24 protein-coding genes and 1 pseudogene are annotated in these 26,989 nt (G+C 61.9%); 12 read left to right on the top strand and 13 right to left on the bottom strand.

The window, feature by feature from the left end; translation table 11 throughout:
* Window positions 1-35 precede the first annotated feature (35 nt).
* Entirely contained in the window at window positions 36-3,827 is a 3,792-nt protein-coding gene (locus tag H2510_RS09380) for a multifunctional oxoglutarate decarboxylase/oxoglutarate dehydrogenase thiamine pyrophosphate-binding subunit/dihydrolipoyllysine-residue succinyltransferase subunit (protein WP_186628061.1), read from the top strand.
* Window positions 3,828-3,989: 162 nt separating this feature from the next.
* On the opposite strand, the gene H2510_RS09375 is transcribed toward H2510_RS09380, so the two are convergent.
* Complete coding sequence (locus H2510_RS09375; protein WP_186628060.1) at window positions 3,990-4,646, bottom strand: TetR/AcrR family transcriptional regulator; 657 nt, start codon at window positions 4,644-4,646, stop codon at window positions 3,990-3,992.
* 69 nt (window positions 4,647-4,715) lie between these two features.
* On the opposite strand from H2510_RS09375, the gene H2510_RS09370 reads away from it, so the two are divergent.
* The 3 genes from H2510_RS09370 to H2510_RS09360 are packed head-to-tail and all read left to right on the top strand — an operon-like array spanning window position 4,716 to window position 8,065.
* Window positions 4,716-6,281: an NAD(P)/FAD-dependent oxidoreductase gene (locus H2510_RS09370; protein WP_186628059.1), complete on the top strand. Its 1,566-nt coding sequence runs from the start codon at window positions 4,716-4,718 to the stop codon at window positions 6,279-6,281.
* Entirely contained in the window at window positions 6,278-7,123 is an 846-nt protein-coding gene (locus H2510_RS09365; RefSeq protein ID WP_186628058.1) for an SDR family oxidoreductase, read from the top strand. The genes H2510_RS09370 and H2510_RS09365 overlap by 4 nt, the downstream gene beginning before the upstream one ends.
* A 3-nt stretch (window positions 7,124-7,126) precedes the next feature.
* Window positions 7,127-8,065: an alpha/beta hydrolase gene (locus tag H2510_RS09360; protein ID WP_186628057.1), complete on the top strand. Its 939-nt coding sequence runs from the start codon at window positions 7,127-7,129 to the stop codon at window positions 8,063-8,065.
* Here the strand turns inward: H2510_RS09360 and H2510_RS09355 are convergent.
* On the bottom strand, window positions 8,021-8,896 hold the full coding sequence (locus tag H2510_RS09355; protein WP_186628056.1) for a glycine betaine ABC transporter substrate-binding protein: 876 nt from the start codon (window positions 8,894-8,896) through the stop codon (window positions 8,021-8,023). The two genes, H2510_RS09360 and H2510_RS09355, sit on opposite strands and share 45 nt — an antisense overlap.
* Window positions 8,897-9,084: 188 nt before the next feature.
* Between H2510_RS09355 and H2510_RS09350 the strand changes: the two genes are divergently transcribed.
* The 4 genes and pseudogenes from H2510_RS09350 (at window position 9,085) to H2510_RS09335 (ending at window position 12,661) form a co-directional block, all read left to right on the top strand.
* Window positions 9,085-10,032: an ABC transporter substrate-binding protein gene (locus H2510_RS09350; RefSeq protein ID WP_186628055.1), complete on the top strand. Its 948-nt coding sequence runs from the start codon at window positions 9,085-9,087 to the stop codon at window positions 10,030-10,032.
* A 68-nt stretch (window positions 10,033-10,100) separates the two neighbouring features.
* Window positions 10,101-11,277 (top strand): annotated as a pseudogene (locus tag H2510_RS09345) (ABC transporter ATP-binding protein).
* Window positions 11,274-11,972 (top strand): ABC transporter permease, encoded by a 699-nt coding sequence (locus H2510_RS09340; RefSeq protein WP_186628054.1) that lies wholly within the window; start codon window positions 11,274-11,276, stop codon window positions 11,970-11,972. Before H2510_RS09345 ends, H2510_RS09340 begins: the two are co-directional and overlap by 4 nt.
* Window positions 11,969-12,661, top strand: coding sequence for an ABC transporter permease (locus tag H2510_RS09335; protein ID WP_186628053.1), 693 nt, complete (start codon window positions 11,969-11,971; stop codon window positions 12,659-12,661). The genes H2510_RS09340 and H2510_RS09335 overlap by 4 nt, the downstream gene beginning before the upstream one ends.
* Window positions 12,662-12,747: 86 nt before the next feature.
* On the opposite strand, the gene H2510_RS09330 is transcribed toward H2510_RS09335, so the two are convergent.
* From H2510_RS09330 to H2510_RS09315, 4 genes are all read right to left on the bottom strand, one after another.
* Window positions 12,748-13,944 (bottom strand): NADP-dependent malic enzyme, encoded by a 1,197-nt coding sequence (locus tag H2510_RS09330; protein WP_186628052.1) that lies wholly within the window; start codon window positions 13,942-13,944, stop codon window positions 12,748-12,750.
* 203 nt (window positions 13,945-14,147) lie between these two features.
* Entirely contained in the window at window positions 14,148-14,408 is a 261-nt protein-coding gene (locus H2510_RS09325; RefSeq protein ID WP_315901306.1) for a hypothetical protein, read from the bottom strand.
* 5 nt (window positions 14,409-14,413) lie between these two features.
* Window positions 14,414-15,028, bottom strand: a complete 615-nt coding sequence (locus H2510_RS09320) for a MarC family protein (protein WP_186628051.1) — start codon at window positions 15,026-15,028, stop codon at window positions 14,414-14,416.
* Window positions 15,025-15,888 (bottom strand): PHP domain-containing protein, encoded by an 864-nt coding sequence (locus H2510_RS09315; RefSeq protein WP_186628050.1) that lies wholly within the window; start codon window positions 15,886-15,888, stop codon window positions 15,025-15,027. Before H2510_RS09315 ends, H2510_RS09320 begins: the two co-directional genes overlap by 4 nt.
* A 93-nt stretch (window positions 15,889-15,981) precedes the next feature.
* On the opposite strand from H2510_RS09315, the gene H2510_RS09310 reads away from it, so the two are divergent.
* The gene (locus H2510_RS09310; protein WP_186628049.1) at window positions 15,982-17,079 is read left to right on the top strand and encodes a magnesium and cobalt transport protein CorA; all 1,098 of its coding nucleotides are present in this window, start codon (window positions 15,982-15,984) and stop codon (window positions 17,077-17,079) included.
* Window positions 17,080-17,110: 31 nt separating this feature from the next.
* Here the strand turns inward: H2510_RS09310 and H2510_RS09305 are convergent, their stop codons facing one another.
* The gene (locus H2510_RS09305) at window positions 17,111-17,698 is read right to left on the bottom strand and encodes a suppressor of fused domain protein (protein WP_186628047.1); all 588 of its coding nucleotides are present in this window, start codon (window positions 17,696-17,698) and stop codon (window positions 17,111-17,113) included.
* Window positions 17,699-17,776: 78 nt separating this feature from the next.
* On the opposite strand from H2510_RS09305, the gene H2510_RS09300 reads away from it, so the two are divergent.
* The 3 genes from H2510_RS09300 (at window position 17,777) to H2510_RS09290 (ending at window position 20,935) form a co-directional block, all read left to right on the top strand.
* The gene (locus H2510_RS09300; RefSeq protein ID WP_186628045.1) at window positions 17,777-18,490 is read left to right on the top strand and encodes a metallophosphoesterase; all 714 of its coding nucleotides are present in this window, start codon (window positions 17,777-17,779) and stop codon (window positions 18,488-18,490) included.
* Window positions 18,480-19,328 carry a chromosome partitioning protein ParB gene (locus H2510_RS09295; protein ID WP_186628044.1) on the top strand — a complete coding sequence of 283 codons (849 nt, stop codon included), beginning with the start codon at window positions 18,480-18,482 and terminating at the stop codon, window positions 19,326-19,328. The genes H2510_RS09300 and H2510_RS09295 overlap by 11 nt, the downstream gene beginning before the upstream one ends.
* Window positions 19,329-19,468: 140 nt before the next feature.
* Window positions 19,469-20,935: an MFS transporter gene (locus H2510_RS09290; protein ID WP_186628043.1), complete on the top strand. Its 1,467-nt coding sequence runs from the start codon at window positions 19,469-19,471 to the stop codon at window positions 20,933-20,935.
* 38 nt (window positions 20,936-20,973) lie between these two features.
* Here the strand turns inward: H2510_RS09290 and H2510_RS09285 are convergent, their stop codons facing one another.
* From H2510_RS09285 to H2510_RS09260, 6 genes are all read right to left on the bottom strand, one after another.
* Window positions 20,974-22,143: an ABC transporter ATP-binding protein gene (locus H2510_RS09285; protein WP_186628041.1), complete on the bottom strand. Its 1,170-nt coding sequence runs from the start codon at window positions 22,141-22,143 to the stop codon at window positions 20,974-20,976.
* A gap of 5 nt (window positions 22,144-22,148) precedes the next feature.
* A complete protein-coding gene (locus H2510_RS09280) occupies window positions 22,149-22,982 on the bottom strand; it encodes a carbohydrate ABC transporter permease (RefSeq protein WP_084346011.1) in 834 nt (277 codons plus the stop codon).
* Window positions 22,982-23,935, bottom strand: coding sequence for a carbohydrate ABC transporter permease (locus H2510_RS09275; protein WP_261392823.1), 954 nt, complete (start codon window positions 23,933-23,935; stop codon window positions 22,982-22,984). The genes H2510_RS09280 and H2510_RS09275 overlap by 1 nt, the downstream gene beginning before the upstream one ends.
* A complete protein-coding gene (locus H2510_RS09270; protein WP_186628039.1) occupies window positions 23,932-25,254 on the bottom strand; it encodes an ABC transporter substrate-binding protein in 1,323 nt (440 codons plus the stop codon). The genes H2510_RS09275 and H2510_RS09270 overlap by 4 nt, the downstream gene beginning before the upstream one ends.
* Window positions 25,255-25,438: 184 nt before the next feature.
* Complete coding sequence (locus H2510_RS09265) at window positions 25,439-25,930, bottom strand: general stress protein (RefSeq protein ID WP_084346014.1); 492 nt, start codon at window positions 25,928-25,930, stop codon at window positions 25,439-25,441.
* A 78-nt stretch (window positions 25,931-26,008) separates the two neighbouring features.
* On the bottom strand, window positions 26,009-26,974 hold the full coding sequence (locus tag H2510_RS09260; RefSeq protein WP_088943463.1) for a CoA ester lyase: 966 nt from the start codon (window positions 26,972-26,974) through the stop codon (window positions 26,009-26,011).
* Window positions 26,975-26,989: the final 15 nt, after the last annotated feature.

Genomic DNA, 26,989 nt, shown 5'->3' with positions numbered 1-26,989 from the left:
GGGAACGAAGAGAAGAGACGAGGCGAACTACTGCCGTGAGCAGCAGCTCTACTACCCAATTCGGACAAAACCAATGGCTGGTCGACGAGATGTACCAGCGATTCAAGGAAGACCCAGCGTCTGTGGACGCGAGCTGGCACGAATTCCTCACCGATTACGACCCGGACGCTCCGGCAGGTGACACTGCGTCTGTCCCGAATGGCAGTACAGCGAAGCCCGCCTCCAGCAGCGCCGCTGCTTCGAAGAGCAACGCATCCGCGACGGGTGCTTCCGGATCGAACGGCACCGCTCCAGCTCCCCGGAGTGCACCGGTGAAAACCGAATCGCCCAAGGCCGCCGCAGTCAAGCCTGCGCCGACCTCTAAGCCCGCGACGTCGAAAGCCGCAGGTGGAACCTTGACCGCTGCTGCCGCAAAGCCCGCTACTGCGTCCACGAGCGACGCCGGCGAACCGACCAACAAAATTCTTCGCGGAGCTGCAGCAGCCGTCGCGCGAAATATGACGGCTTCTCTGCAGATCCCGACAGCGACCAGCGTTCGCGCGATTCCGGCGAAGCTCATGGTCGACAACCGGTTGGTGATCAACAACCATCTCGCGCGTACACGCGGCGGCAAGATTTCGTTCACGCACATCCTCGGATTTGCGATCGTCCAGGCAATCAAGTCGTTCCCGACCATGAACACCCACTTCGCCGAGATCGACGGCAAGCCGAACGCGGTCACACCCAGTGCGACCAACCTTGGTCTTGCCATCGACCTACCCGGCAAGGACGGCAACCGCACCCTCGTCGTCGCCGCGATCAAGGGCACACAGGATCACACCTTCGCCCAGTTCTACAACGCATACGAGGACGTAGTCCGTCGTGCGCGTGACGGCAAACTGACGGGCGAGGACTTCCAAGGCGTCACGATCTCGCTGACCAACCCCGGTGGCATCGGAACCGTGCACTCGGTTCCGCGCCTGATGAATGGCCAGGGAACGATCATCGGTGCCGGCGCGATGGAATACCCCGCGGAGTTCCAGGGCGCGAGCGACGAGCGCCTCGCCGAGCTGGGCGTCGGCAAGCTGATGACCCTCACCTCGACGTACGACCACCGGATCATCCAGGGTGCGGAATCTGGCGACTTCCTTCGCACGATCCACAACTTGCTGATCAGTGACGAGTTCTACGACGAACTGTTCCACTCGCTCAAGATCCCGTACGAGCCGATTCGCTGGCGCAAGGATCTGCCCGAGGGAACGGTCGACAAGAACACTCGCGTTCTCGAACTGATCGCCGCGTACCGCAACCGCGGTCACCTGATGGCCGACACCGATCCGCTGCAGTTCACCAAGGACAAGTTCCGGATGCACCCGGATCTCGATGTCATCAGCCACGACCTCACGCTGTGGGACCTCGATCGCGAGTTCAAGGTCGGCGGATTCCACGGCAAGGACAAGATGCGTCTTCGCGACGTACTCAGCGTCCTACGTGACTCCTACTGCCGCCACGTAGGTGTGGAATACACCCACATCCTCGAGACGGATCAGGTCGCCTGGCTTCAGGACCGCGTCGAGACGACACTCGTCAAACCGACCGTGGCGCAGCAGAAGTACACATTGAGCAAGCTCAATGCAGCCGAGGCATTCGAGACGTTCCTGCAGACGAAGTACGTCGGCCAGAAGCGCTTCTCGCTCGAAGGCGCCGAATCCGTCATCCCCATGATGGATGCGGTCATCGACCAGAGTGCAGAGTATGCACTCGACGAGGTCGTCATCGGCATGCCGCACCGCGGTCGTCTCAACGTCCTCGCCAATATCGTGGGTAAGCCGTACTCGAAAATCTTCACCGAGTTCGAGGGCAACATGAACCCCGCAGCCGCACATGGCTCGGGCGATGTGAAGTACCACCTCGGTGCCGAGGGCACGTACATCCAGATGTTCGGCGAAAACGACATCAAGGTCTCGCTCACCGCGAACCCGTCTCATCTCGAAGCAGTCGACCCTGTCCTCGAAGGGCTCGTCCGCGCCAAGCAGGATCTGCTCGACAAGGGTGCAGGCGAAGGCGGATTCTCCGTTCTACCGCTGATGCTCCACGGCGACGCAGCGTTCGCAGGCCAGGGCGTCGTTGCAGAAACGCTGAACCTTGCGCTTCTGCGTGGCTACCGGACCGGCGGAACCGTGCACATCGTGGTCAACAACCAGGTCGGCTTCACCACCGCACCTGAGCACTCCCGCTCGTCCGAGTACTGCACCGACGTCGCGAAGATGATCGGCGCACCGATCTTCCACGTCAACGGAGACGACCCCGAAGCCTGCGTACGCGTTGCGCATCTCGCCGTCGACTTCCGGCAGAAGTTCCACAAGGACGTCGTCATCGACATGATCTGCTACCGCAGGCGTGGACACAACGAAGGTGACGACCCTTCGATGACCCAGCCGGCGATGTACGACCTCATCGACACCAAGCGCAGCGTTCGCAAGAGCTACACCGAATCGCTGATCGGCCGTGGCGACATCTCCCTCAAGGAGGCCGAGGACGCGCTTCGCGACTACCAGGGCCAGCTCGAACGCGTCTTCAACGAGGTTCGCGAACTCGAGAAGTACACCCCGGAGCCCAGCGAGTCGGTCGAACTCGACCAGCAGTTGCCCGCCAAGCTCACGACGGCGGTCGACAAATCGGTTCTGCACCGCATCGGTGACGCGCATCTCGAAGTTCCGGACGGTTTCAGCGTGCACCCGCGCGTCAAGCCGGTACTCGAAAAGCGTCGCGAAATGTCGTACGAAGGCAAGGTCGACTGGGCATTCGGTGAGCTTCTGGCTCTCGGTAGCCTCGTCGACGAGGGACGCAACGTTCGTTTCTCCGGCCAGGACACCCGTCGCGGAACGTTCTCCCAGCGGCACTCGGTCATCATCGACCGCAAGACCGGCGCCGAGTACACCCCGCTGCACAACATCGGCAGCGAGAATCCCGGCAAGTTCATGGTCTACGACTCCGCACTGAGCGAATTCGCAGCCGTCGGCTTCGAGTACGGCTACTCCGTTGGTGACCCCGATGCACTCGTCATGTGGGAAGCGCAGTTCGGCGACTTCGTCAACGGCGCGCAGTCCATCATCGACGAGTTCATCTCCTCCGGTGAGGCGAAGTGGGGACAGCTGGCCGACGTCGTGCTGCTGCTGCCGCACGGTCACGAAGGACAGGGTCCGGACCACACTTCGGGCCGAATCGAACGTTTCCTCACGCTCTGCGCCGAGGGTTCGATGACCGTCTCGGTTCCGTCCACGCCGGCGAACTACTTCCACCTCCTGCGTCGCCACGCACGGGACGGAATCCGTCGCCCACTGATCGTCTTCACACCGAAGTCGATGCTGAGGAACAAGGCCGCGGTGTCCAACATCGAGGACTTCACCGACGGCAAGTTCCACTCCGTGTTCGACGAGCCGACCTACGACTCCGGTACCGGTGATCGCAGCAAGGTCAAGCGCGTCCTGATGGTGAGCGGCAAGCTCTACTACGAGCTTCTCGCACGCAAGCAGAAGGACAACCGCGAAGATGTGGCGATCGTCCGGATCGAACAGCTCTACCCGGTCCCGGTCCACCGGATCACCGAAGCGATCAACAGTTACCCCAACGCAACCGAGTTCCGCTGGGTCCAAGAGGAGCCTGCGAACCAGGGTGCGTGGCCGTTCTTCGGTCTGGCGTTCCCAGAATTGATGCCGGACGTTCTCAGCGGCATCAAGCGGGTTTCGCGTCGTGCGATGTCGGCACCTTCCTCGGGTTCGAGCAAGGTGCACGCCGTCGAGCAGCTCGAAATCATCGACGAGGCCTTCTCGGGCGTCGGCGAGTAGTTCACTTCACGCCTGATGGCGCATTCGGTCACTTTCGAGCGACCGGGTGCGCCATTCGGCGTTGTGGGACTGTATGCGCCCACCCCATCGCTTCAATGGTCCACTCATACGATCAGGGCGGTTTCGGAGTGCCATTCGAGCGAAGGTTCACAGCGGCAAAAACTACTCGACGTCCGCTCCGAACAGCGCAGTGATCATGTCAGGTGTGAGCGCCACCGCAGGCAGGGCGGCGACGTTGAGCGCGATGACTTCTTCGCGGCTTACTTCGGGGTCTCGGAGCCAGGAGATGGTCGCTTCTTCGACGAACGCGATCCAGCCGCGTACGGCAAGGCGGATGGTCGCCGTGGGCTCGATATCGAGTTTGTGGAGCTGGGTGACGGTTCGGTCAGCCATGGTGGTCCGGGTTTGCTCGAACACCTCTCGCATATCGGCGTCTCCTCCTACCGTTCCGCGGAGTAGCGAAATGTAGGTGTCCCGATTCTCGGTGACGTAGTCGACGTAATTGGCCACCGATTCGCGGAGGAGTTCCAACGGTTCGAGGCTGGTGTCAGGCGCCGTGCGTTCGAGCATCGTGTTGCTGGTCTCGCGGACGATGGCGAGGTGAAAGTCCCGTTTCGAGGCGAAGTAGTGGAACAGAAGACCGCGGGAAACGCCTGCTTGATCGGCTATGTCTTCGACCGAAATCTGCTCGAGGGGACGTTCGGAGAGCATGTCCGTTCCGAGTGCGATCAACTGCGCTCGACGATCTTCCGGACTCAGGCGGGTCCGCTTTCCTGCTGCCGGTTTCGCAGTCTGCGCTCCGTGCTTCACACTGGCCATCACATCAGTCTACTGATCGACAGTCAATAACTGTTGACTCACACTCAACAAGCTTCTACGCTCGCTTACATGAGTCTCTCGGTAACGGACACTTCGGAGCGCGTGAGTACGCCGCGCCAGGTCGACACTGTCATCATCGGTAGCGGGTTCGCAGGCCTCGGGGCTGCGATCAAGCTGACGCAGGAGGGCAAGAGAAACTTCCTCGTCCTCGAACGCGGAAGCGACGTCGGGGGGACGTGGCGCGACAACACCTACCCGGGAGCTGCGTGCGATGTTCCTTCGCACCTGTACTCGTACTCGTTCGCCCTCAATCCGGAGTGGACTCGCTCGTTCTCCACGCAGCCCGAAATCCAGAAGTACATCGAATCCGTCGCTCGCAAGTACGGCGTCATGGACCGACACGTGTTCGGTTCGGACGTCACCTCGGTCCGGTGGAATGCAGACACTTCACGGTGGGACGTCAGCGCCACCACCGGTGAATACTCGGCCAAGATCGTCGTCCCTGCCGTCGGCGCACTGTGCGAGCCGAACCTTCCACCCATCAAGGGAATCGAAAGCTTCGAGGGTGAAATTTTCCATTCGGCGCAGTGGAATCACGACGCGAAGCTCGACGGCAAGCGCGTCGCGGTCATCGGAACCGGCGCTTCTGCCATCCAGATTGTCCCTGCCATTGCGGATACGGTGTCGCATCTCGACGTCTATCAGCGAACCGCGCCCTGGATTCTTCCTCGCGCCGACCGCGCCTACACGAGGTTCGAGCGCTTCGCGTTCAAGCACATTCCCGGATTCCAGCGCCTCTCGCGCACTGGAATCTACGCAGCTCGCGAGACTCAGGTCCTCGGCCTCGCCAAGCAGCCGAAGCTGATGAAAATTTTGGAAGTGGTTGCGCGGCGACAGATCGCCAAGGGCATCAAGGACAAGTCCCTGCGTAAGAAGGTCACCCCGAATTTCCGTATCGGATGCAAGCGCATGCTCATCTCCAATACGTACTACCCTGCCCTGGACCGCGCGAACGTCGACCTCGTCACCGACGGCATCCGCGAGGTTCGCGCCCACTCGATCGTCAGCACGGATGGAACCGAACGCCCGATCGATGCGCTGATCGTGGCCACCGGTTTCCATGTCACGGATTCGCCTGCTTACCAGGGCATCTACGGTAAGAACGGTGAGTCGCTCGCACAGACCTTCGAAAAGGAAGGTCAGCAAGGGTACAAGGGTGCGGCCATCTCGAACTTCCCCAACATGTTCTTCCTCGTAGGTCCGAATACCGGTTTGGGACACACGTCGATGGTCTTCATGATCGAATCGCAGCTCAACTATGTCATCGACGCCATCGACACGATCGACAAGCACGACATCGGCGTCATCGAGGTTCGAAAGGACGTCCAGGACGACTACAACGCCGATCTACAGGACCGAATGGCCGACAGCGTCTGGATGAACGGTGGCTGTGCCAGCTGGTACCTGGACAAGCATGGCAACAACACGACGCTGTGGCCGGACTTCACGTTCCGATTCCGAAAGATCACCAGAAAGTTCGACCTGGCTGCGTACCGCAGTACCGCAGCATCCGACCTCCCCAGCGCTCTCGGCAGCACCCTTGCCGACACCGACACCAAGGTAGTGACACAGTGAGTTCGAAGTCAGCGAACGGATTTACCGGCAAGGTAGCAGTCGTCACCGGCGCAGGTTCGGGGATCGGCCGTGCACTCGCTCTCAACCTTGCCCAACGCGGCGCCAAGCTCGCACTTTCGGACGTCGACGCGAACGGGCTGCAAGAGACTGTTCGTCAGGCGGTGGCACTCGGCGCGGAGGTGAAGTCCGACTTCCTCGACGTCACGCAGCGCGAGACCGTGCTCGACTACGCCGATGCCGTCGCCGCCCGGTTCGGGAAGATCAACCAGATCTACAACAATGCGGGCATCGCTTACCACGGTGACGTCGACAGCTCCTCGTTCAAGGACATCGAGCGGATCGTCGATGTCGATTTCTGGGGAGTTGTCAACGGCACCAAAGCATTTCTTCCCCATATTCAAGCTTCCGGTGACGGACACATCGTGAACATCTCGAGCCTCTTCGGGCTTCTGGCGATGCCGTCACAGGCTGCGTACAACGCTGCGAAATTCGCTGCCCGCGGTTTCAGCGAGGCACTTCGAATGGAACTGCTCATCTCGAAGGCGCCGGTGAAGATGACCGTTGTGCATCCAGGCGGCATCAAGACCGCTATCGCGCGCAATGCCACCGTCGCCGAGAACTACGACCAAGCGTCCGTAGCGAAGTTCTTCGATGCGAAGCTGGCCAAGACCACACCGGACAAAGCAGCAAAGACCATTCTCGCGGGTGTGGAGAAGGGGAAGGCTCGTGTACTCATCGGCGCCGATGCCATCGCGCTCGATCTGCTGCAACGCGTTACCGGTTCGAAGTATCAGAGGGTCATCGCCACCGTGGCCACCCGCGTCATGCCGCGAAAGATCTAGGGAATGAAGTCCTTCTATCTGCCACTTCCACTCGTGGCCGCATCGTTGAAGCCGTTCTATCGGTTGGCGCTGAACGCACGCTTTCCGTTCTCGATTCAACGCAAGATTCTCGATTCGGCATCACCACTACAGACGTTGCCGCCCGGGACAGTCAGCGAAAAGCTCATGCTGGCCGGACGCAAGGCAGAACGCATCACGGTCGGCGCGACGGAACGTACTACAGCGGTGCTGTACCTGCACGGCGGTGCGTACACCATCGGCTCGATCGCTACGCATCGCTCACTGGCAGCCCACCTTGCCCGCGAGTCTGCAAGCGCGGTATACGTTCTCGACTATTCACTGGCACCGGAAAATCCATTGCCCGCTGGATTGAACGACGCTGTCGCCGCCTTCCGCGAGTTGGTGACTTCGCACGGGTTCAGCGCTGATCGGGTTGCGATCGCCGGCGACTCGGCAGGCGGTGGTCTCGCCGTCGCAACGGCGCGTCGACTCGTGGACGACGGAATTCTGCCTGCCGCACTCGGTTTGATCTCCCCATGGGTCGACCCTGGCGCTCGCGACGCGCAGTTCGATCGAGACATGGTTGTCAACACTGCCTGGTCGTTCGCCTCGGCCGAGGCATATCTCCACGACGGTGATCCGCTCGATCAGAGGTTCGCTCCCCTACACGGGGATCTGTCGGGGCTACCGCCGATCGTCATGCACGTCGGCACATCCGAGGTGCTGTATCCGCAGATCGTCGCCTTTCACGACAAGCTCCTCTCGTCCGGCGTCGAAGTCGAATATGTCGAGTACGAAAAGCTGTGGCACGTCGCGCACCTGCAGGCGTCGATACTTCGCGAAGCGGCCGATGCCGTGCACCATATGGGCGCATTTCTCGGCACGAGAGTGCGGACTTCAGAGGTTGTGTTCCCCGAGCCAACGAGCAGCGACCTCGTCTGACTTCGCACCCCCGCGGACCTCGCCGATCATGTCGGCGAGGTCCGCGGTCGTCAATTCACCGGCGACCACGCCGAAGGCTTTGATCTCGTTCTCGTTCAACACCCCGTCTCGAAAGAGTGGTACGACGTTCTGGGCCCGGAACGCTCCTTCGTCGTCGTCGAGCACGGTCAGATCCTTGGCCTTCGGCCCCGACGATGCGGTACGAATCACGCCGGCGGACACGGACTCCGGCCCTGTTGCCTCGCCTGTCTGGACTGCCTCGACGACTGCCTCTTCGTCGGCCTCGATCCGTACCGAGGCAAAACTGCACCCGTAGCGATCCCGCACTCTGTTCAACGCCTCGGCGTTCGCTGAGGTGACCGATACCGTCGCCTGCGAACACCTCGACGCGATGTCGGTGATCATTTCGGCTCCCGAAAAAGGCGCGCCGTCAGCGATGACCAGTGCCACACCGTCTTCGGCGGTGGCATAGTCCGAGACGGACAACCCTTGCGGAAGCGACTTGTTGAGGTCGGCGAACACTTCGTCCGCTTCGGTAGCCTCCGATGTCGAATCGAACGTGTCGAGGAGTTCGCCCATCAGCCCCGGCACGACGTCGACGTCGCCTCGATCGAGCGCAGCCAGGGATTCGCCGCTGTCACCCGCGTCCAACTGGGTGCGCACCTCTGCTCCGGTCGAGCGAAGCGCCCCGGCGTAAATCTGCGCCAACAGCTCACCGTGCACGGTGTCCGAGGAACCCACCACGATGGTCGAGGACGGCTGCTCAGCTGCCCCGCACGACATCGCGACGCACGAGAGGAGGGCTAGAACTACGACCCGTAGGCCTGACACACGCACTTTTCCACAAGCTCCGTTCACAGCAGATGTCGGTGGCAAGGTTTATCGTTCCACCACAACGGGAACTGAGGCCAACGAGATGCTCTTCGGGGCAACCCTATGTCTAGACTTGCTCGGATCACCATCCCGAGCTGCTGAGACAGCCGGTCAGCCTCCGCGCCGGTACCGATGGAAGGACCGCAATGAACATCACCCGAACCACACGCGTCCTCGCTGCTTTGTCGATTTCGGCACTCGCGCTGACAGCATGCGGCAACAATGACGATCCTCTGTCCAGTGGCGGCGGGGAGAGCAACGGGGACACCAACTCCATCGTGGTGGGCTCGGCCAACTTCCCGGAATCCGAGACCGTGGCGAATATTTACGCAGAAGCGCTGCGCGCCAATGGTTTCGAGGTGGGTACCAAATTCAACATCGGCAGCCGTGAAGCCTACATACCGGCAGTGAAGGACGGGTCGATCGATCTGGTCCCCGATTACACAGGCAACCTCCTGCAGTACTTGGACGAGTCGGCAACGGCGACTTCGTCCGAGGATGTTCTGGCGGCCCTTCCGGACGCACTCGGTTCGGACTTGGCCGTGACGGCGCAGGCACCCGGTGAGGACAAGGATGCCGTTGTCGTCACCCGTTCGACGGCCACCGAACGCAAGCTGACCACGATCGGCGATCTAGCGCCCTTCTCCGCGGACGTCACCTTCGCGGGCACACCCGAGTTCCAGGAACGCGTCGGTGGGCTACCGGGGTTGAGTTCGAAATACGGACTCGACATCGCGGCAGGAAACTACGTTCCGATCTCCGACGGGGGCGGCCCAGCGACAGTCGAAGCTCTGGTCTCCGGCAAGGTCACTGCTGCCGACATCTTCACCACTTCGCCCGCAATCGCACAGAACGACCTCGTAGTACTCGAGGACCCGGAAAACAACTTCGCTGCACAGAACATCATCCCGGTACTCAACACCGCGAAGCAGTCGGACAAGCTCACCAAGGTCCTCGACGCAGTGTCTGCGCAGATCACTACCGAAGAACTGATCGCCCTCAACACCTCTGTTTCCGGTGACGCCAAAGTCGAACCGGCGGCAGCGGCGAAGGCCTGGGTAGCGCAGAAGGGACTGGACAAGCCGATCAGCTGATTGCTCGTCCATCGACGCATGCTCTTCACCGACGGTTTGCCGGTGCACCGACGAGAGGCACCCCAGTAGTGATCACTTTCGAGAGTGTGAACAAGACATATCCGGACGGCACGACCGCCGTCGACTCGCTTGATCTGGTGATCGAACCCCAGTCGTTCACGGTCTTCGTGGGGCCGTCGGGCTGTGGTAAGACCACCTCGATGAGGATGATCAATCGCATGATCACTCCGACTTCGGGAGTGATCACGGTCGATGGCAAGAACATCGCCGACGCCGACGCCGTGAAACTGCGGCGCGGCATCGGTTATGTCATTCAGAGCGCCGGCCTGCTGCCACACCGCACGGTCGTGGACAACGTCGCCACCGTGCCGGTGTTGCGTGGCGCCACGAGGCGCGCCGCGCGCAAGGCAGCATTGGGTGTTCTCGAACGAGTGGGCCTCGACCCAGCTTTTGCCTCTCGCTACCCGGCACAGTTGTCCGGTGGCCAGCAGCAAAGAGTCGGTGTAGCCCGGGCACTGGCCGCGGATCCGCCGATCCTGTTGATGGACGAGCCTTTCAGTGCTGTCGATCCGGTGGTCCGCGAGGACCTGCAAACCGAAATGCTCCGCCTACAAGCGGACTTGAAGAAGACCATCGTGTTCGTCACTCACGACATCGACGAAGCCGTCCGACTCGGTGACCACATTGCCGTTTTCGGACCCCATGGGACTGCAGCAGTACGACAAGCCGGAGACCATCTTGTCTGCACCGGCCACCTCCTTCGTGGCTTCGTTCGTCGGTCGCGATCGTGGCTACCGTGGACTCTCGTTCAGGTCGGCTCAGTCGGTCACCATGCACTCGATCGACACTGCAACCGAGAGCGAAGTGAAGTCCCTGCGCCTGGACCAGGGGCAGTGGGTTCTCGTTGTGGACTCGGCACGTCGTCCGCTCGGTTGGATCGATGTCACCGGGGTCGAGAAGGTTCGCGACGGGCGGTCGCTGGAGGACAGCACCGCGGCGGGCGGGTCACTGTTCACCCAAGGTGGGGATCTGCGCCAAGCGCTCGACTCTGCCATCTCGTCACCGTCGGGAATCGGGGTCGCGGTCGACGAAACCGGAGCAGCAGTCGGCAGCGTCGACGCCGCAGAGATCCTCGAAAACCTTGCTGTACAACGTAAGTCCGAGGACGAAGAACGAAATCGGCACCACTTCAGTTCGGGGCAACACCGCACGTCAGGGCAACACAGCGAGGACGACAAGCAGTGAAGTGGCTGTTCGACAACTTCGATGTCGTCCTCGGCCTCGCCAAGACACACCTCTACCTTTCGCTTGTTCCGTTGCTCATCGGACTGGTCATTGCGATACCCGTCGGCACGCTCATCCGGAACACACGATGGGTGCGGCGCACCACGCTGACGCTGGCCAGCATTGCCTTCACCATCCCCTCTCTGGCACTGTTCGTCACTATTCCAGCGATCGTGGGTCTCCCCATTCTCGATCCGCTCAACGTCGTCATCGCGCTGGCGGTGTACTCGACTGCGCTTCTGATTCGGGCCGTTCCCGAAGCGTTGGACTCGGTGCCGTTCGCGGTCGTCGATTCTGCCGAGGCCATGGGTTACTCGCCGATTCGGCGCGCGGTGTCCGTCGAGTTGCCGCTGTCGCTTCCGGTGCTCATCGCGAACGTCAGGGTCGTGGCGGTCACGAATATTTCGCTCGTGTCGGTCGGCTCGGTGATCGGCATCGGTGGCCTCGGTCAACTGTTCACCCAGGGCTATCAGCGTGACTACCCGGACCAGATAGTGGCCGGCATCATCTCCATCGTCTTCCTGGCGCTCGTATTCGATGCGGTGCTGTATCTACTCGGTCGTTGGCTCACACCGTGGACTCGCCTCAGCTCGGCCTCGAAGAAGAAGGCCACCGTTTCGCAGAGGGCCACAGTCTCGGAGGAGGAGTCGGCATGAACTTGTTCTCGGAGGCCTTTTCCTACATCTTCGAAGCCGGAAACTGGGCCGGGCCCACCGGAATCGGCGCCCGCATCATCGAGCACATCTGGTACAGCCTGCTCGCCGTGGTGATCTCGGCGGCCATCGCGATACCCATCGGCCTGCTGATCGGACACCTCCGGAGAGGTGAAGCCCTCGTCGTCGGACTCGTCAATGCGCTCCGATCGCTACCGACCCTCGGCATTCTGGTGTTCCTGGTTCTTGTCATCGGGCTCGGGCTGGTGCCCCCGATCATCGCTCTGGTTCTTCTCGGTATTCCACCTCTACTTGCCGGGACCTACTCCGGAATTGCGAACGTCGACGCCGATGTGGTGGATGCCGCCAGAGCTATGGGCATGACCGAATTACAAGTGCTTTTTCGCGTCGAAATTCCCAACGCGCTGCCGCTGATGATCGGTGGGCTCAGAAACACCACGCTGCAGATCATCGCCACCGCAACCGTTGCGGCCTACGTCAACCTCGGCGGGCTCGGTCGATACATCTTCGACGGCCTCGCACTCTACGACTACGGGCGGGTGCTTGTCGGCGCAATCCTGGTGGCGTTGCTGACCCTGATCGTGGACGGCCTGCTGGCCCTTGCGGTCTGGGCTTCGGTTCCGGGTACAGGTCGGCTGAAGCGCATGCCTTCGCGTGTGGCCGAGGTCTAGCTGGAGAGGGATTCGGACACGAACAAAAAAGCACCCCGCATCATGCCTGGTTGAGGCAAGGTCCGGGGTGCTTCTTTTATTCGGTCCTACGCGACACCCTCGGCTCGCGCTGCTGCCGCAACTGCGTCCGCAACGGCCGGGGCTACGCGAGGGTCGAGCGGGCTCGGCACGATCTTGTCCGCAGCCAACTCATCGCCGAGAACCGAGAGGATTGCCTCGGCAGCGGCGAGTTTCATGCCTTCGGTGATGCGGCGTGCTCCGGCGTCGAGTGCGCCTTTGAACACGCCGGGGAAGGCGAGCACATTGTTGATCTGATTCGGGAAGTCACTGCGACCTGTCGCCACGATCGCGGCGTAGAGGCTCGCTCGCTCAGGATGAATCTCAGGATCCGGGTTCGAGAGGGCGAACACGATCGACTCCGGTGCCATCGACGCGATGCAGGACTCGTCGATTTGTCCAGCGGAGACTCCGAGAAACACGTCGGCTCCGGCGAGCGCATCGGCAGCGCTTCCCGACAGCCCACGAGGATTGGTCCGCGAGGCCAGGTCTGTTTTCACCGAGTTCAAGTCGGTGCGATCGGCCGAGACGATTCCCTTGGAATCGAGCACGACGACATCCGGAGTGCCTGCCGCCAAAAGAATGTTGGCGCACGCGACGCCTGCAGCACCGGCTCCGGAGATGACGACCTTCAACCCTGCAGTGCTACGCCCCTGGAACTTCGCTGCGCCGTTGAGAGCAGCGAGAACGACGATGGCGGTGCCGTGCTGGTCGTCGTGCATCACCGGGCAGTCGAGAGCGTCGATGACGCGCCTCTCGATTTCGAAGCAGCGCGGGGCCGAGATGTCTTCGAGATTGACAGCACCGAAGCTGTGACGCAAACGAACGATGGTGTCGACGATCTCGTCGACGTCATGGGTGTCGATGACGATCGGGATGGAGTTCAGGCCGGCGAATTTCTTGAACAGTGCCGCTTTACCTTCCATGACCGGAAGCGACGCGCGGGGGCCGATGTCGCCGAGCCCGAGCACAGCCGAACCGTCGGAGATGACAGCGACGAGGCGGTCTGTCCAGGTGTACTTCTTGGCAAGCGCGGCGTCTTGCGCGATAGCGCGACTCACCTGAGCTACCCCGGGGGTGTACGCGATGGAAAGGTCACGCTGAGTCTCCAGCGGGGAGGTCAGTTCCACGGACAGCTTTCCACCGACGTGGCCGAGGAATATTTCCTCATCGGTGATAGCGGACAGGTTTGCTGTGTTGCTGGTCGGTTCGGTCACGGTGGTCACGTTAGCTCCTATGGAATCCGGTTTCGATACCGTTCAGCAATTCGAGGGAGGTGTCACCGAGCGCGCCATCGTACGGCTGCGTCTGCGGGTGTACCGATCTACACAGTCGGTATGACGCGGTGGCGCCGAAAACTGCAGAAGTCAGTGTGCCACTGCGGTCCGCGGGTTGGCAACATGTCGGCCATCGCCACCGACAGGTGAGGTCAACTCCACCACTGAGTCCAGAGCAACACACCTGCGATGACAAAGACGGCGGTCGATGCGAGAGCCGAAGACCCTCGTCGACGGTGATCGGCGAAGTGCTGCGCGAGGATGGCGGCGACTGCGGCCGCGATGTGGGCCACTACCGAGACTGTGCCCGGCCCGGGAAACGCACGTTGATTTCCAAGATATTGGGCGCCCACGACAAGGATGGCCATGACGACGAGCCCTGCTGCGATGGCCCCACTCAACGCTTTGAGCACACCGGTCAACCTCCTGTGATGAAGCCGCGGACGGAGTCCGCAATGAGCTGGACGGCAATTGCAGCCAGCAGTAGGCCTGCGATGCGAGCAAGCAGGGTGATGCCACCGACACCCAGGATTCGTATCAATACCGTCGAGAATCTGAGCACTGCGAAGAACAGTATGTGAATGGTGATGATGGCAAGCGCGACGGCTGCGAGGGACCCGACCCGCCCGTCGGCTTGGCTGACATAGACGATGACGGCTGCGATCGCACCCGGCCCTGCCATCAGCGGGGTGCCGAGGGGGACGAGCGCGACGTTGACTTCCTCGGCCTCGGTTCCACCACCTGCGCTTTTGCCGGTGAGCAGTGACAGTGCGATGAGGAGAAGCAACAGACCGCCTGCGCCCTGAAGCGCCGGTATTCCGATGTGCAGGTAGCCGAGAATGGCCTGGCCACCGATGGCGAAGACGGTGATGACCGTCAGCGAGACCGCGGGAGCTTGCCAGGCGGCGCGATTTCGCTCTTGTTTGCTTTTGCGTCCGACCAGGGACAGGAAGACAGGAATGGCGCCCGGTGGGTCCATGATGACGAACAGCGTGATCAGGACCGTCAGGTAGAGGGTGGTATCGAAGCTCATACAGACAGTCCAGATGCCTGCGATACCAACCGCTCGTAGTCGTCCACGTGTGTCGTGTGCTGACCGAGCTTCAGTTCTTTGTTTCCACCGTGATAGTCGGACGAGCCTGTGACGATCAGGTCGAGCTCGCCGGCGAGCTCGCGGAGTATCCGGGCATCCTCGGCGTTGTGATCGGCATGGTCGACCTCGATACCCCCGAGTCCCCCGGTTCCTCCGGGCTCGAGCGAGACGAGTTCACGGATCTGTGCGAGATCGAGCAGTCTTCCCCGGGTCCTGGCGCGTGCGTGCGCGAGGACACTGACTCCTCCCGCTGCCGCGATCATCTCCACGGCCCGATCCAGCGGGGTATCGACCTTGGGGACGTAGTACTGGCTCCCGGTACTCAAGGGTCCGTCGAACGCTGCCTGCACGCTCGGGACGGCGCCGGCGTCGACGAGTGCACGTGCCAGGTGGGGCCGGCCGGCCGACGGGCCGGTGCCTGCCAGAATGTCCTCCGGGTCGATGCTGGGATAGTCGACGGCCAGTAGCTCGGCCATGCGTCCGATCCTCGTGCTGCGTTCTTCGCGCAATCGCGCACGTTCGAGCGCGAAGGCTTCGTTCTCGGGATCGAACAAGTACGCCAGCAGGTGTACCGGAACCGGATCACCGTCCTCGCCTCGACCGGTGCAGGACATCTCCATTCCGCGGACCACGGTCAGACCGGCAGGTGCCGCCTCCAGCGCCTCGTCCCAACCGGCCGTAGTGTCGTGATCGGTCAGCGCAACGACATCGAGACCTGCCGCGCGCGCCGCACGAACCAACTCCGCCGGCGTATCGGTGCCGTCGGACGCGGAAGAATGAGTGTGAAGATCGATGCGCACGAGGGAAAGTCTCTCAGGCGTACGATTGCGCGTCGCTCGCCGCCCAGAACAATCCGCCCTCGAAGAACCCGCCCTCGACGAAGGAGTGCAGCCATGCCATCTCTACCACCACGGCCTTCGCTGCCGTCCCTGCACTCGTTGCGGCCCTCTACCCGGTCGGCGGCTCGCGTGCCGAAAATCCCGGTGCCGACCGCCCGCGCCATCGTCGACTGCGCCGTGTACGTCGACGGCGTCCGGCTGGCGGGCAAATTCACTCATTCCGCTGCCATCGCTGAGGTCCGCAGACGCGGCGACGGATTCGTCTGGGTCGGCCTGCATGCCCCGGACGAAGGCCAGATGAACAGTGTCGCCGAGTGCTACGGCCTTCACGAGTTGATGGCAGAGGACGCGGTTCACGCCCACCAGCGTCCCAAACTCGAACGATACGACGACGTTTCGTTTCTCGTTCTCCGAACGGTGAGCTACGTCGAGCACGAATCGGCGACGACGGCCAACGAGTTGGTCGAGAGCGGGGAGATCATGGTCTTCCTCGGTCGGGACTTCGTGGTGACCGTCCGGCACGGCGAACATTCCGGGCTCTCCGGCGTCCGTCATCGACTGGAGCAGAATCCGGAGCACCTCGCGCTGGGGCCGACCGCAGTTCTGCATGCCGTCGCCGATCACGTCGTCGACGAGTATCTGGCGGTGACGTCTTCGATCGAACGTGACGTCGACGTGATGGAGGAGGAAGTGTTCTCCCCCGATGATCACGTTCCGATCGAGAACATCTATCTACTCAAGCGCGAGGTCGTCGAGTTGCGACGCTCGGTTACGCCACTGTCGACGCCGTTGAGCCAGTTGGTGCAGGGTGTGGACACTCCTGTTCCGAAAGCGATACGCCGGTATCTGCGCGATGTCGCGGATCACCACACGCTGGTTGCGGAGCGGGTGGCCGAGTTCGACGAAGTACTGAGTTCGCTGGTCGATGCTGCGTTGGCGCGGGTGACGATGCAGCAGAACATGGACATGCGCAAGATCTCGGCGTGGGTGGCCATCGCCGCGGTGCCGACAATGGTGGCAGGCATCTACGGCATGAACTTCGACAACATCCCGGAACTGCACTGGAAATATGGCTACTACGGCGTCATCGGAGTAGTAGCGATCGTATGCATCAGCTTGTTCGCGACGTTCCGGCGCAACAACTGGCTCTGACCGCCGGCAGGCCGCGTCGAACTCGGTGTGACTAGAGGGTCACAGCCGACCGGGCAGGGTCGCGAACGTCGATACCTGCTTCTTTCCATGCGTCCCGAAGCGCTTCGGCGCCGCGCAGTCGTACCCATGCCGCCTCGGTACTGGTGATCGGAACCAACTGCAGGAATTTCACCGGATCTGCAGGCTCCGGCAGCACCAGATCGTCGATCTCACTGTCTCCGAGCAACACCGCGGTGAAGGGCGCGCCCTTCCACAACGGTTCGCCGATATCGAGCAGAAGATCAGGGCGCAGAACCACCCCTTCCACCGACGGCGACGCCGCCAACTTGGCGATATTCTGCAGGAACGAGGTGTCGATACCGTCGAAGACTCTCGTGATGAGAATGAGTTCGGCTCGGGGACCGCGGGTCGCGTCGGCGATCATCTCACTGGGATCGGACATGGGGTATCGAGAACAGCCCAGGGTTGCGAATCTGGCGAACACATCCTGCCGGGGCAGAAATGTCAGCACTTCCAACGATTCGAGACCGAGGAAGGTGACCGAGTAGGGGCGGGGATTCTCGTCCCCGATCTGCGCGACGAGGTGTGCGCGGACCGAGGAAATGACGCTGTCGCTCACAGTGCCATCCAACACCACCGCGGTCCGAACGACGCGTTCGGTGCATCACGAAAGGTGGTTGTCGGTAGCGTCGGGCACGTGGTCTCCGTCCTAGCCGTCTCCGACGAAACTATCGAGACCCTGTGGAGTACACAGGTGCGCTCGCTCGATGTCGACCTCGTTCTCGGGGCCGGCGACCTGCCCTTCGAATATTTGGAATATCTGTCGGATGCGTTGAATGCGCCGTGCGTGTTCGTCCCCGGAAATCACGACGTGGACTTGACGGGATTCTCGGCCGGGCGGGTCGGATGGATGCGCGCGGGTCTGCCCAGCGCCTGGCCAGGGCCGGTAGGTGCGGTGAACGCCGACCGCACGATCGTGTCGGCGGCGGGGTTGCGCATCGCGGGCCTGGGTGGATCGATTCGGTACAACGATGGCCCGAACCAGTGGACTCAACGTCAACAGCGTCGCCGAGCCAGGTCCCTCACCCGCATCGAGTCATGGAAACGGACGGTGCGCGGCGACCAGCGCGGTGTGGACGTGCTCCTGACGCACAGCCCGCCGTTCGGAGTCGGCGACGACACCGATCCCGCGCACGTCGGATTCGAATGTCTGGACGACGTCGTTCGTTCGCTGCAACCCCAGTTGCTTCTGCACGGTCACATCCATCCCCACGGGCAGACACCGGAAGACCTCGAGCTGCACGGGACCACCGTCCTCAACACGGTCGGGTACACCTTGCTCGAGATCGAACCGGGTGGCCGAGCAGCTGAGAACGTACCCACGATCGTGAGGCGACGACATGGCACGTGACACCGGCTTTCCCACCGCCGATGCGGAGAACGACTTCACGCGGCAGCGCCGACGCGCCGACATTGCACGATTGGTCGGGTGGCTGCGTCGACAGCCTGACGACGTCAACACCATTCTGCCGTTCGACGAGGTCGTCGCCGCTCTCGGCAAGGTGGGTGAGCGCCAACTCGGCTTGCAGGTCATCCGGGTCGACTCCATCGTCGGAAGCGTGGACCGCACACGCGACTTCGATCGATTCTTCCGACCGACCTCGGCACGGGTTCGGGAGCGGTGGCAGCGCCTCGCTGCGGCCCAGCGACGCGGCGAGTCCATGCCGCCGATTCAGGTGTATCGCATCGGCTCGATGCATTTCGTCCTCGACGGCCACCATCGGGTGTCCATCGCTTTCGCCATGCACCGAACCACGATCGACGCTCTGGTCACCGAGATCATCACGCGCATCTCCCCCGAGGGCATCACCAGACGCGGTGATCTGCTCATCAAGGATCACCGACGCATCTTCCTTACCCGCGTGCCCTTGGTCGGCAAAGCCCGCGACGCGGTGCAGGTCACCGATCCGTTGGAGTACGCGGAATTGAGCGAATGCGTCGAGGCTTGGGGTTTCCGGCTGATCCAGGAGTTATCCGAATTCGTCGATCGCCCAACCGTTGCCCGACGCTGGTTCGGCGAGGAGTATCTCCCCGTCGTCAGGATGGTGCGCGCCGCCGACATCTTGGAAGGCAAGACGGACGCCGAGGCGTATCTGTGGATGATCCGCGAACGGTATCGCCTGGTGCGCGAACATATTTGGAACGACCAGATCGTCTCCGAACTCCGCGAGCGGGCGCGAGACACCTAACGTTCGTGAACCTCGCGTCGTAGTCGCGAGTGGCATGCGTGCCTTCCCCCTCCACAGAAACTCTGATAAGCATTTAGGTGCACACATCAAGTTTTTTTGATGCCTCTTTGCTCCATCGAAATGTAACGGGGTTCTTCCGCATGTCATCCGCGGTTCGCACGGAAGATCTACGACCAGGAGTTCTACTGCTGCCGGGTCTGTGCTTCGTGGTGATGACGGTCGCCGTCCTGCAGACGATGGTCATCCCGATCGTCGGAACGATAGGGATGCAGCTCGACGTCAGCCCTGCCGCCGCCGGATGGGTGCTCACCGCAAATCTCCTCGCCGCCGTCGTCGCGACCCCGGTCATCGGCAGGTTGGCAGACCTGCACGGCAAACGGCCCGTGCTCATCGGCGTTCTGCTGCTCGTGCTCGCAGGTTCCCTCATCGCCGCGAGCACCCACTCCCTCGCACTGCTGATCTTCGGACGGGTGCTTCAAGGTGTGTCGTACGCGCTGTTTCCGATCGCCCTGGCATTCCTTCGCGACGAACTGCCGCACAGAAAACTGGTCGGCTCGATGGCCATTCTTTCCGGCACCCTCGGCGTCGGGGGTGGGTTCGGGCTCGTCCTGACGGGTTTGCTGACCGCGGACGGCGCCGACTATCACCGAGTCTTCTGGCTGACCGCGGTGTTCGTCCTCGGGGCTCTCTTGATCGCGTGGTTCGCCGTTCCAGCGCGCGCCCGCACTGGCCGCGGTTCGGTGGACTGGTGGGGCGCAGTCCTCCTCGCAATCGCGCTGGTCCTGCTTTTCCTCGCGTTGACGCAGGGCAGGGATTGGGGGTGGGGCTCGGTCGCCACCCTTGCCTGCGCGATCATCGGAGCCATCACGCTCGCGCTGTGGTGGATATTCGAGAACAAGACCGCAGCTCCCCTTGTAGCACCGCGTTTGCTCACGCACGGACCGCTACTGGCGACGAACATCGCAACACTGTTCGTCGGTATCGGAATGTTCGTCAACTTCCTCGCCTGCTCGTACTTCGTGCAGACACCTCGTGAACTCGCCGGTTACGGCTTCAGCGCAACCGTGCTCGGGGCCAGCGTCGTGTATCTGCTGCCCGGAGCTGTCGTCGGCGTCATCGCCGCAACCTGCAGCGGGATATTCATCCGACGCTTCGGTGCACGACCGATACTGATCACGAGTGGTGGAATCGGAGTCTTCGGCTTCGTGTTCTTCGTCTTCTTCCACACCGCCACCTGGCAGGTCATTATCGCGACGTCGATCGTCAGCGTCTTCGTCAGCCTCGCCTTCGCGGCGATACCGAACCTGCTTATGGCCGAGGTCTCCGCCTCCGACACCGGCGTCGCGAACAGCGTCAACTCGATCGTCCGAACCGTCGGAACGTCTATTGCGAGTGCACTTCTCACCACCATGCTGGCCACCTACACCATTGCAGGAACCTCGATTCCACGCGAAATGGTGTACACGTTTGCATTCGTCGCCGGAGCGATCGCGTGCACCATCGTGGCCTTGGCTGCAACGGCAATACGAGTGGAACCACCTATACCCGTAATCGTCACCGAAGTTGCGCGCGATAGCGGGGTCGCGCAGGTACGCGGAAACCGATAGTGGGCCATCGATTTCCGCATACCTGCGCGCCGGACCGCTTACAGGGTCAGGTTTGCACCCGATGCATGGTCGAACACGGACACCTTCGCGGGATCGAACCACAACTCGATCTGGCTACCCTCGGCTGCCTTGGACTCGGCTGCCAACCGTGCAACGACCTGCGCACCACCGAGATTGCCGATGCCCGCATCGGCAGCCAATTCCTGTAGTTCGGCGGACTCGACCTGAGCACCCGCGAGGGTGAAGTACGCGTACTTGTCACTGCCCATCGACTCGAGAACGTCGACTTTTGCGGTGAAGACCGCGCCGCTGATCTTCTGGTACCCGTCGATGAGTGCAGCATCCTCGAAATGTTCGGGGCGAATGCCGACGACAACTTCACGCCCCGGATTCTTCGACTTGATCGAGTCCATTCGGTCCAATGGGAGCTCGATGTCGCCGAGGTCGGTGGACACACCGTTCGCGGTGAGCTGTCCCGGCACGAAGTTCATCGAAGGAGATCCGATGAAGCCGCCCACGAACAGGTTCTTGGGCTTGTCGTAGAGCTCCTGCGGTGAGCCGATCTGCTGCACGCGTCCACCACGCAACACCACGACCCGATCGCCGAGCGTCATGGCCTCGGTCTGATCGTGCGTCACGTACACCGTGGTGGTACCCAGACGCTTCTGCAGCCTGGAGATCTCCGCACGCGTCTGCACGCGCAGCTTGGCGTCGAGGTTCGACAAGGGCTCATCCATGAGGAATGCCTTGGGGGTGCGAACGATAGCGCGCCCCATGGCGACTCGCTGGCGCTGGCCGCCGGAGAGATTTGCCGGCCGACGATCGAGGTGCTGGGTCAGATCGAGGATCTTCGCAGCCTCCTCCACCTTCTCGTTGATCTCGTTCTTGCTGAGCTTGGCGAGAGTCAACGGGAACGCGATGTTCTGTCGAACCGTCATATGCGGGTACAACGCGTAGGACTGGAACACCATCGCGATGTCGCGATCCTTAGGAGCCTTCTCGTTGACACGCTCCCCCGCGATACGCAGCTCACCGGACGAGATGTCCTCGAGGCCCGCGATCATGTTGAGCGTCGTGGACTTTCCACACCCCGACGGCCCGACGAGAATGATGAACTCGCCGTCCGCGATGGTCATGGACACGTCGCTGACGGCAGCGGCACCGTCCGGGAAGAGCTTGGTGATGTTTTCGAGAACAATTTCGGACATGACGGTTATCCCTTCACTGCGCCGGACGTCAAGCCCGCCACGATGCGTCGTTGGAAAAAGAGCACGAAAACGATGATCGGAATTGTGATGACCACTGCTGCTGCTGCGATCGATCCTGTCGGCTCCTCGAACTGCGAGCTGCCGGTGAACTGCGCGATCGCGGCAGGCGCGGTGATGGACCGCTCGGTTGCGGTCAACGAGATGGCCAGCAGCAAGTCGTTCCAGGCGAAGATGAACACCAAGATGGCGGCTGTCACGATGCCGGGAGCCGCAAGCGGAGCGATGACCTTACGGAAAGCTTGTGCTGGAGTGGCACCATCCATCTTCGCCGCTTTCTCCAGCTCCCAAGGAATCTCCCGGAAGAACGCGGAGAGCGTGTAGATCGCCAGCGGCAACGCGAACGTGGTGTACGGGATGATCAGACCCAGCCAGGTGTCGAAAAGGCCGAGAGCACGCTCGATGTCGAACAGCGGAGTGACGAGCGAGATCTGCGGGAACATCGCGATGAGCAACGCGACACCGACGAGCAACTTCTTGCCGGGAAAGTCCAATCGTGCGACAGCGTAGGCCGCCATCGTGCCGATCACGACGGCGATGACCGTGGTGATCAGACCGATTCCGATCGAGTTGATCAGAGCCGACGTGAACTGACTGGTGGAGAAGATTCCCTTGTAGTTGTCGAACGTGAAGGACCGGGGAATGAACGCGCCATCGGTGATCGTGGCCGTCGACTTGAACGACAAGCTGATGATCCAGGCCAACGGAACGAGCGCGTACAGCAGGACGAGGACATTGATGACCGTCCAGCCGACCTTCTTGCGAGGCGTCACTGTCGTCATTATTTACGGCCTCCGTCGTCCGAGCCCGGCGCCGAAGCCCCGAACAGCTTGATGAACACGAACGCGATGATGGCGACGCAGAAGAAAATGAGAACGCTGATCGCCGAACCGAGTCCGAGATTGAAAGCGCCGAACAGGTTGTCGTAACCGAGAATCGACACCGAACCTGTGCCGTTGCTGCCCTTGGTCAACACGTAGATGTTGTCGAAGATGCGGAAAGCATCCAGGGTGCGGAAGAGAACCGCGACGAGAATCGCCGGCTTCATGAGCGGAATCGTGATGCGCAGCAACCTCGTCCAGGCACCGGCTCCATCGACCTCGGCAGCCTTGAGCAGATCGTCCGGGACGAGTGCGAGTCCGGCCAGCAGCAGAAGAGCCATGAACGGCGTGGTCTTCCACACCTCGGCGAGGACGATGATCGCCAACGACGGGAACTGTTCGGTGAGAGGCGCGCTGCCGTCGGGAAGGAGGTTGGCGAGATACCCGGTGCCCGGCGTCCATGCGTAATACCAGCTGTACGCCGCGGCGACCGTCACGATGCCGTACGGAATCAGGACCACGGTACGCACGAGGCCGCGGCCGAAGATGGTGCGGTGCATGACGAGTGCCACAGCCAACCCGAGGATGAACTCGATGATCACCGACACGATCGTGATTCCCGCCGTGACACCGAACGCCTGCCACCAGTAACTGTCCGAGAGCACTGTGACGTAGTTCGAGAAGCCTACGAACTCCCGGTCGTCGGGGAAAGCCAAGTTGTACTTCTGCAGGCTGAGCCAAAATGCGTAGACGATCGGATACCCGGTGACGGCCACCATGATGATCGCGGCGGGCGCGACCAGCATGAGCCCGAGTCGACGCTCGGCCTTCTTGCCGTCTGATATGTGCTTCAGCGCATCCTGCCTGGCCGGCGCGACGGACCCGGATTCGGGCTCGGTGGTCGGTGCGCTCATGGGATCAGCCCTTCCGAGTTGACGGCCTTGGAAACGAGATCGGCGAGCTTGTCCACGTCCGCGACGGGGTCAATGTTCTGCGGTGGATTGAGCGCGTCGGTGAGCAGGATCGAAATGGACTGATATGCCGGGGAAACGGGCCGGACCGCAGCATTCTCGATCGAGTTGAGGACGCCTTCCCACGCTGGGTAGACGGCCTGGAACTCAGGATCCTGGTACAGATTCCGCCGGACCGGCGGCACGCCGCCGTTGACTGCGTTGTTGCGCTGGTTCTCCTCGTTCGTCAAGCATGCGACGGCTTCCCAGGCGAGATCCTCGTGTTGGGTCGTGTTCGCGACGCCGATGTTGAATCCACCGATCGTGACCTTGGCGGGCGTGTTTTCCTTGACAGCTGGATACGGAGCGCTTCGGAAAACCTCGGCGATTGCCGCATCCTGTTGATCGGCAGGAACATTCGACAGGTCGAGAAATGGAACCGCACCGGCGACCGCGTTCTCTTTCAGACCAGGCAGGACGAACGGGTAGTTGACCTCGAATGCGGAGCTACCTGCTTCGAGTCCGAGTCGGGCCGTCGCTTCGTCGGTCTGAGAAATGGACGGATCCGCACCGTCCGCGGTTGCAACACGTTTCATGATTTCGAGTGCTTTTTCGGTGGCCGCGCGATGCTCCGGAGTGTCGTTGAGGGTGACAGTCGTACCGTCATCACCGACTACTTGACCGCCCGCGCTGACCAGGAGGCTGTTGAACCACACCATCAGGCCCTCGTACTGCTTGGCCTGAACCCCGATGTACGACGGCTTGCCCTCTGCAGCATTCGCTTCGGCGACGTCGATCAGCTGATCCCACGTTTGTGGGGGTACGCCGCCTGGAACCTGGTCCGGGCGATACCAGAGCAGCTGCGTATTGGAGTTGAGCGGAACCGCGTACAGCTGGTCTTGCCATTCTGCCGTTGCCAGGGGACCTTCGAGGGTCGACCCGTCGCGCAGTTTGGCGGACAATTCCTCGGGAACCGGCAGCGCCCAACCTGCTTCGGCGAACTCCGCCGTCCAGACGACGTCGAGCGTCATCAGGTCGAGTGAACTGTCGTTGCCCGCCAACCGTCGAGCCAGCTGAAGCCGCTGATCGTTGGCGCTCTTGGGGAGAGTCCTCTGCTCCACGGTGTAGCGGCCGCCCGACGCCGCCGAACAGGCCTGTGCGGCGGCCGCATATTGCTCGGCACCGTCCGCAGCTGTATAGAAACTCAGCACCGGGGTGCTGCTGTCCGACGATCCACATGCCGCCAACAGCGGAGTGACGACCAGAGCAGCTGCGGCCAACACCCCTATCCTGGTTGCGTTTCTCGGCCTCGGACCACGTTGTCTCGGCACTTTCCGCCTCCGTATTTTCGATTACTCGCGCAGCAGTTGCTCTGGTCTACCCTGCGCGTAAAGAAACGTAACCGAACTCACAGTCCTCGAGGCGAAATTGGGACTATTCCGTAATGTCCGACAGATGACTATCGGGTCAGATCGACAGCTTTGCGAGCATGTCCCGGGCCTTCTCGGCACTCTTGGGCTCGCACAAGACGTCGTAGCGACCGGCGACGAGCTGCATGCTCGACGCGAAGTCACGTTGCCCGCGCGTTGCTGCGTACGGAATGGCGGTGGAGATGAGACCGAAGATGATGCCGCCGACGATGCCTATGGCCAAAGCACCGAAAAGGTTGCCGTTGGTGAAGATTCCGAGTACGAGACCGAGGAATACGCCCAGCCACGCACCCGAAACAATTCCTCCGCCAATCACTTTGGCCCAGGTGAGTCTGCCGAGGACTCGCTCGACCTGCATGAGGTCGACGCCGACGATCGTGACGTCTTGTACGGAGAACTCCTGATCGGAGAGGTAGTCGACAGCCTTCTGAGCCTCGGCATAGGTGGGGTAGGAGCCGATCGGCCATCCTGACGGAGGCGTCGGAAGGCCTTGGCCACCGCGGCCGGGCTGCGAGAGTGGATTCGTCATGTATCCATTGTGCCTGGGAACGGACACAACAGATACCCGTTGTGGTGTTTCACCATGCCCTGTGCGTTTGCGGGCGTACTACGTCGCAGGCGGCGTGAACGAGGTCGTCCGTGTCATGCCTGCGGCTCTCCCCTTCGCCGAGACGACAAGCGCCATCTTCCGGCTGGCCTCGTCGATCATCTCGTCCCCCAACATGACAGCACCACGGCCGCCGCCTGCGGCGGAGGTGTGGAACTCGTAGGCGTCGAGAATCATCTCGGCCTTGTCGAAGTCGGACTGACGCGGGCTGAATATCTCGTTGGCGGCGTCGATCTGCGTCGGGTGCAGTACCCATTTCCCGTCGAAACCGAGGCCCGCGGTGCGACCCGCGGCGCGCCGGAACGCGTCGAGGTCGCGAATCTGGAGGTACGGTCCGTCGATCGCCTGTAGCCCGTGCGTGCGCGCGGCCAACAGGATGGTCATCAGAATGTGGTGATAGGCGTCGCCGGTGTCGTAGCCCTCCGGTTGTTCGCCGACGACGAGTGTGCGCATGTTGACGCTGGCCATCAGATCTGCAGGCCCGAAGACGAGGGTGCGCACACGAGGACTCGCGGTAGCGATCGCGTCGATGTTGCGCAGGCTTGTCGCACTCTCGATCTGTGGCTCGATGTCGATGGCGCCCACCGGCAGACCCGCAAGCTTTTCCACCTGCGTGAGCAACAAATCGAGCGCCTGGACGTGCGCGGCGGTCTCTACCTTGGGGAGCAGGATCGCGTCCAGGTTGCCGCCTGCACCGGAGACGACCTCGATCACATCACCGTGCGTCCACGGCGTCGTCCAGTCGTTGACGCGGACGACCTTGATCTGTTCGCCCCAGCCGTCGGAGTTGAGCGCCTCCACTATCCGTCCGCGTGCTTCGACCTTCGCGATAGCGGCGACCGCATCCTCGAGGTCGAGAAAGATTGCGTCCGCGGGAAGTGTCTTGGCTTTCTCGATCATCTTCGCGGAACTGCCGGGAACGGCAAGAACCGATCGACGCGGACGGTCTCGCTCCACCGAAGTCACGTTCACGCCACCCCT

Origin of the sequence: Rhodococcus sp. BP22, assembly GCF_014281965.1 — a bacterium.
In the GTDB taxonomy this organism is placed as follows: domain Bacteria; phylum Actinomycetota; class Actinomycetes; order Mycobacteriales; family Mycobacteriaceae; genus Rhodococcoides.
The sequence above is the reverse complement of the archived record's forward strand: the minus strand, read 5'-3'. Positions and strand labels throughout refer to the sequence as shown.

Coding starts and splice junctions, on each gene's coding strand:
- H2510_RS09370 (WP_186628059.1), top strand. CDS start 4,716: ATGAGTCTCTCGGTAACGGACACTTCGGAGCGCGTGAGTACGCCGCGC.
- H2510_RS09295 (WP_186628044.1), top strand. CDS start 18,480: ATGGCACGTGACACCGGCTTTCCCACCGCCGATGCGGAGAACGACTTC.
- H2510_RS09375 (WP_186628060.1), bottom strand. CDS start 4,646: ATGGCCAGTGTGAAGCACGGAGCGCAGACTGCGAAACCGGCAGCAGGA.
- H2510_RS09280 (WP_084346011.1), bottom strand. CDS start 22,982: ATGACGACAGTGACGCCTCGCAAGAAGGTCGGCTGGACGGTCATCAAT.
- H2510_RS09320 (WP_186628051.1), bottom strand. CDS start 15,028: ATGAGCTTCGATACCACCCTCTACCTGACGGTCCTGATCACGCTGTTC.
- H2510_RS09285 (WP_186628041.1), bottom strand. CDS start 22,143: ATGTCCGAAATTGTTCTCGAAAACATCACCAAGCTCTTCCCGGACGGT.
- H2510_RS09350 (WP_186628055.1), top strand. CDS start 9,085: ATGAACATCACCCGAACCACACGCGTCCTCGCTGCTTTGTCGATTTCG.
- H2510_RS09335 (WP_186628053.1), top strand. CDS start 11,969: ATGAACTTGTTCTCGGAGGCCTTTTCCTACATCTTCGAAGCCGGAAAC.
- H2510_RS09275 (WP_261392823.1), bottom strand. CDS start 23,935: ATGAGCGCACCGACCACCGAGCCCGAATCCGGGTCCGTCGCGCCGGCC.
- H2510_RS09265 (WP_084346014.1), bottom strand. CDS start 25,930: ATGACGAATCCACTCTCGCAGCCCGGCCGCGGTGGCCAAGGCCTTCCG.
- H2510_RS09310 (WP_186628049.1), top strand. CDS start 15,982: ATGCCATCTCTACCACCACGGCCTTCGCTGCCGTCCCTGCACTCGTTG.
- H2510_RS09360 (WP_186628057.1), top strand. CDS start 7,127: ATGAAGTCCTTCTATCTGCCACTTCCACTCGTGGCCGCATCGTTGAAG.
- H2510_RS09290 (WP_186628043.1), top strand. CDS start 19,469: ATGTCATCCGCGGTTCGCACGGAAGATCTACGACCAGGAGTTCTACTG.